This is a genomic window from Vibrio sp. Vb0304 (genome assembly GCF_033338995.1).
In the GTDB taxonomy this organism is placed as follows: Bacteria; Pseudomonadota; Gammaproteobacteria; order Enterobacterales; family Vibrionaceae; genus Vibrio; species Vibrio alginolyticus.
The window spans coordinates 1-1,189 of the sequence record NZ_JAWOTT010000230.1 but is presented as its reverse complement, the minus strand read 5'-3'; the positions used below and the strand labels follow the sequence as shown (position 1 = coordinate 1,189).

1 protein-coding gene is annotated in these 1,189 nt (G+C 48.6%); it reads left to right on the top strand.

Annotation, left to right across the window (positions count from 1 at the left end; genetic code table 11):
- Window positions 1-1,189: cation:proton antiporter (locus R7P35_RS25215; RefSeq protein WP_318093140.1), on the top strand; the 1,189-nt coding region annotated here is incomplete at both ends.

The window sequence follows — 1,189 nt, the reverse complement described above, 5'->3', positions numbered from 1 at the left end:
ATGGTGTATGAGTTTATCGTGTCGCACAGCGCCGTAAACAGCATGGAAGTCTTTGGCACCATCATTGCCGTAGGTGTCATTTTAGGTGTGGCGTCTGGTGCAGCCGTAGCGACGGTATTGCGTCGAGCGTGGTTGCCGGAATACTTGCAGCCTTTTGCGGTTTTAATGGTGGTACTGGGCGTATTTTCGGTCTCTAACCACATCGAATCTGAAGCGGGGTTATTAACCGTTACCGTGATGGGTATGTGGCTTGCCAACGCGAAAGACATCAACATTCAGCAAATTCTGCATTTTAAAGAGCACTTGACCATTTTGTTGATCACTGGCTTGTTCATCTTCCTTGCGGCTCGAATCAGCTTGGATGATTTTGCAGCGCTGGGCAGTGGTGCGTTGCTGCTGTTTGTCTTTATGCAGTTGGTGTCTCGCCCGTTGTCGATTTTTCTTTCTACGATGCGCAGCAACTTGAACCTTAAAGACAAGCTCTTTTTGTCTTGGGTTGCACCACGCGGTATTGTTGCTGCGTCGATTTCTTCTCTGTTTGCGATTAAGTTGACCGAATACGGAGTCGATGGAGCAAGCTTACTGGTGCCAATGACCTTTATGGTGATCATCGGTACGGTGGTATTACAAAGTGCCACTGCTCGCCCTATGGCGATTGCATTGGGTGTCGCTGAACCTGCGCCGAGAGGCTTCCTACTTATTGGGGCGAACCGAGTCGCACGTGAAATTGGCCAAGCGTTAGCGCGTTATGATCGACGTGTATTGATGACGGACTCAAACTGGGAGTACGTCAGCCAAGATCGTATGATGGGCGTGGATTATTATTACGGTAACCCGATTTCTAGCCATGCGGATGACAACCTGAACATGATTGGTATTGGTCAAGTGGTCGCACTCACGCCAGATCAACACTTCAACATCATGGCTTGTATGCAATTTGTCGACGAGTTCGGCGAAGATAAAGTGCATTGTCTGCAAAAAGTGAAGACGAATGGAAACGGCGGTGAGAAGCACTCTGTTGCTCAGGAGTATCACGGCAAGCTGTTGATGGGGGGCAATGTTAGTTACACCCAGCTAGCGAGCCTGTTAAGCCGAGGCGCGGAAATCAAGCACACCAAACTGAGTGAGAACTTCACTTACCAAGATTATTTGGAACATCATAAAACCAATTTGGTGATCCCGCTGTTTA